The organism is Streptomyces sp. SPB074 (assembly GCF_000154905.1).
In the GTDB taxonomy this organism is placed as follows: domain Bacteria; phylum Actinomycetota; class Actinomycetes; order Streptomycetales; family Streptomycetaceae; genus Streptomyces.
Genome location: NZ_GG770539.1, coordinates 2,090,222 through 2,093,821 on the forward strand (window position 1 = coordinate 2,090,222; position 3,600 = coordinate 2,093,821).

3 protein-coding genes are annotated in these 3,600 nt (G+C 72.0%); all 3 read right to left on the reverse strand.

Annotation, left to right across the window (positions count from 1 at the left end; all coding sequences use genetic code 11):
• Window positions 1-191: 191 nt before the first annotated feature.
• Complete coding sequence (locus SSBG_RS08325; protein WP_037869255.1) at window positions 192-1,964, reverse strand: ABC transporter substrate-binding protein; 1,773 nt, start codon at window positions 1,962-1,964, stop codon at window positions 192-194.
• Between the two features lie 179 nt (window positions 1,965-2,143).
• On the reverse strand, window positions 2,144-2,236 hold the full coding sequence (locus SSBG_RS35680) for an Ms4533A family Cys-rich leader peptide (RefSeq protein WP_324603493.1): 93 nt from the start codon (window positions 2,234-2,236) through the stop codon (window positions 2,144-2,146).
• Window positions 2,237-2,328: 92 nt separating this feature from the next.
• On the reverse strand, window positions 2,329-3,600 hold a 1,272-nt coding region (locus SSBG_RS30830; RefSeq protein ID WP_008745752.1), incomplete at its 5' end, for a DUF3152 domain-containing protein.

Consider the following 3,600-nt stretch of genomic DNA (forward strand, 5'->3'; position numbering starts at 1 on the left):
GCGAGCAGGCCCTCACCGTGCCGCTCTTCCACCCCGTCTACAAGCGGCTCGTCGGCACCGCCGTCAAGAACGTCGTGATCAGCGACTGGACCGGCGTCCTCGACATCTCGCAGGTCGCCGTCAAGTAGCGGCCCGCACGGGGGCGGTACGGGCCCGGTCGTCCCGGTCCCGTACCGCCCCCGTGCGGGCCGCTACTTGACGGCGACCTGCGAGATGTCGAGGACGCCGGTCCAGTCGCTGATCACGACGTTCTTGACGGCGGTGCCGACGAGCCGCTTGTAGACGGGGTGGAAGAGCGGCACGGTGAGGGCCTGCTCGCCGATCTTCTTGTCGAGCGCGCCCCAGCGCGCGGCCGCCGCGTCGAGGTCGGTGACCTTGTTGATCTCGTCGATCTCCTTGTTGACCGCGGGGTCGTTCAGGCGGCCGGAGTTGAAGTTGTAGCCGTCCTTGACGATCTGGCGGCCGTCGAAGACCGGGCCGAGGAAGGGCCCGCCGGAGGGCCAGTCGGCGCCCCAGCCGGCGAGGAAGGCGCCGGGCTGGGTCTTCACGCTGTAGACGGTGTCGCTGTAGTCGCTGGAGTCGAGGCCCTTGAGCCGGACCTTGATCCCGGCCTTGGCGAGCGCGTCCTGGAGGGCGGTGGCGACCTCGGGGCTCGTCGCGAAGTTCTTCGCGTTGTTGTGGTAGAGCGTGATCGTGAGGCCCTTGGCGTGACCGGCCTCCTTCAGCAGCTCCTTGGCCTTCCGCGGATTGCCGCTGTCCCCGGCCGGGAACGGGTCGTACTTCGTGTAGCCGAAGGACTTCTGGTCGGGCAGGAAGGTCGTGGCGGGCTCGGCGAGCGCGGAGCCGCCCGCCGCGTTGACGACGGAGGCGCGGTTGACGGCGTAGGCGACGGCCTCGCGGACCTTCGGGTTGTCGAAGGGCTTCACCTTCGGGTTGAAGGCGAGGTAGTTCGTGTAGCCGAAGTGCCCGGTGCCGACGCGCGAGGCGAGCTTCTTGTCGCCGGTGACCTTGGCGAGTTCGGCGGGGCCGAGGTTGGTGTCGGTGGTGATCGCGGCGGCGTCCTTGCCGACACTGGCCGAAAGCCGCTGGTTGATGACGGCCGAGTCGAGCCCGGAGCGGACGTCGATCCGGTCCGGGTACGCCTTGCGCTGGTCGTCGTTGTCCGCGGACCAGTGGGTGTTGCGCGCCAGGATGATGCGCTCGCCGTCGTTCTCGTTGGAGACGACCTTGTACGGGCCCGAGGAGACGGGGTGGTTCTCGTACTTCGTGCCGGTGTCCTTCTTCTTCGGCACGGGCGCGAACTGCGTCTGCGTGGCGAGGAAGGGGAACTCGCCCTCGGGCTTGTTCAGGTGGAAGACGATCGTCGCGTCGTCGGGCGTCTCGATGGACGCGAGGCCCTTGCCGCTCTTGTCCTTGTACGGGCCCTGGTAGCCGGCGCCGCCGATGAGCCAGTCGCGCAGGTAGGGGGCGCCGCCCGAGAGTTCGCCCGCGAAGGAGCGCTCGATGCCGTACTTGATGTCGGCGCTCGTGATGGGCGAGCCGTCCTCGTACGTCAGGCCCTTCTTGAGGTGGTACGTCCACACCGTGGCGTTCTTGCTCGGGGTCCCGGTGTCCGTCGCGAGGTCGGGCACGACCTTCGAGCCGGCGGCGCCGTTCTCGCGGGCGCGCGTGGTCAGGGTGCGGAAGACGAGGGAGGGGACGTTGCCGCCGCCGGAGGTGTAGAGCCGGGCGGGGTCGAAGTCGGTGGTGGGCTGCGCGTTGAGGACGGTGAGGGTGCCGCCCCGCTGCGGGGCGCCGCTCGCCCCCGCGCCGCCGCCCTTGGCCGCGCCGGAGGAGGCGGAGCCGTTGTCGTCGGGGCCGCAGGCGGCGAGGCCGCCCGCGAGGACCAGGCTCACGACGAGCGCGGCGCTGCCGCGCGTACGGGCGGATCTGCGGACGGAGGCGGGCAGGGGGGAACGGGACATGCGGAATTCCTTGGACGGGCGGCACGCACGACGGGCCGGAGGGGGGCGCTCCGGGGGTGCGGGGGAAGGCGCGCGTCCTGGAACAGGGCAGGGCGACAAGGGGTGCGACCCGGAGCGTTGCGGGAGAAGCCGAGGCGGGGCCGGGAAAAGAGCCGGCGGGCGTCGGGGGAACGCTGGGGTCAGAGACAGATGATGTCGGCCACGCACAGCGCGGTGACACCGATGAGCACGAGCTCAAAGGCGTACTGCGGCGCGATGCGAGCGTTCGACATGCGAAAAAATATGATCGATAAACGGACAGGTGTCAAAGCGAGACCGGTCACATTCGGACCCGGACCGGCCTCGCCCGCCTCCTGTCGTCCCGTCAGTTCTTCGGGTAGGGCCAGGGGTTGGGCAGGCAGGTGATGCCGTCGTGGTCCAGGAATTTCGTCTGCTGCTGCATGACGGGCGCGAGCTGCCCGTCACGGGTGCAGCTGACGTGGTTGTGGCCGAGCCGGTGGCCGACCTCGTGGTTGACGAGCATCTGCCGGTAGGGGTGGATCGCGTCGCCGTACGTCGGGGAGCCCTGCGCCCAGCGGTAGGCGTTGATCATGACGCGGGGGGTCGCGGCGGAGTCGCAGGACACGTTGTCGACGGTCGTGTCGAGCCCCGATTTGGCGCACCAGTCGGCGGTCGTCCCCGGGTTCGCGAGGGTCACGACGAAATCGGGCTGCCCCGTGGAGATCCGCTGGAAGGCGCGCTGGCCCTGGTGGGCCCAGCTCCGGTCGTCGTTGAGGGTCTTCTGCACGGCGTCGGCGAAGAGCTGCGCGTCGAGCTTGAGGCCGTCCTCGACGTCGACGCGGTAGCTGAGCAGTTGCGCGCCCTGGCGCGGGGCGCGCGCGCTGCCGGGCACGGTCGTGAAGGTCCCCGGCCCCTTGGCGTCGGCGGCGAGCGGGTACGTACGGCCCATGAGCTCGTCGTAGGTGGGCGGGGCGGCGGGCGAGGGGCGCTCGCTCGGCACGGAGCGCTTCGCGTCCACGGAGGGCGCGGCCTGCGTCTTCGCGTCGAGCGGCGCGCTCTCGCCGTGGGACTGCCCGGAGACGGCGACGGCGAGGCCGAGCGTGAGCGCGGCGGCGCAGGCGCCGACGACGAGCCGCCCCCGGTGTCCGCCGCTCCCGCTCCTGGGCGCGGGGGGACCGCTCGCGCCGTCCCCCGCGCCGGGCGCGTCATCGGGCGCGGCGGCCTCACGGGACCGGCGGGCTTCACCGGCGGCGGTGCTCGGCGCGGTCCCGGTGTGCGCCGCGTTCCCGGCGCTCGCTGTCTTCGCGGTGTCCGCCGCGTTCCCGGCCTCGCGCGGGGCGTCCCTGCCGTGCGTGCCCTCTTCGCCGTCCGTGCCGTCTCCGGCAAAAGCGCGGGAGGCCAGCGGGGCCTTGGGGCGGGGCGTGAACAGATCCACGTCGTCCGCGGCGGTGTGCGCTTCGGGCGCGCGGGGCGACGGGGTGCCGGTACGGAGCGGGGCGGCAGGGGTACCGAAGGGGCGGTCGAAGGCTTCCAGGTACTCGCGCCGGGGGCCGTCGCCGGGCGCGTCCTCGCGCTCCCCGGCGGCGAGCAGGCCCTCGTTCAGGCCGGGCCGCGCGGGCTCGGCGGCCTCGGGGTG

Bases quoted from the DNA above. Each gene is read 5' to 3' on its own strand.
- SSBG_RS35680 (WP_324603493.1), bottom strand. From the start codon at position 2,236: ATGTCGAACGCTCGCATCGCGCCGCAGTACGCCTTTGAGCTCGTGCTC.
- SSBG_RS08325 (WP_037869255.1), bottom strand. From the start codon at position 1,964: ATGTCCCGTTCCCCCCTGCCCGCCTCCGTCCGCAGATCCGCCCGTACG.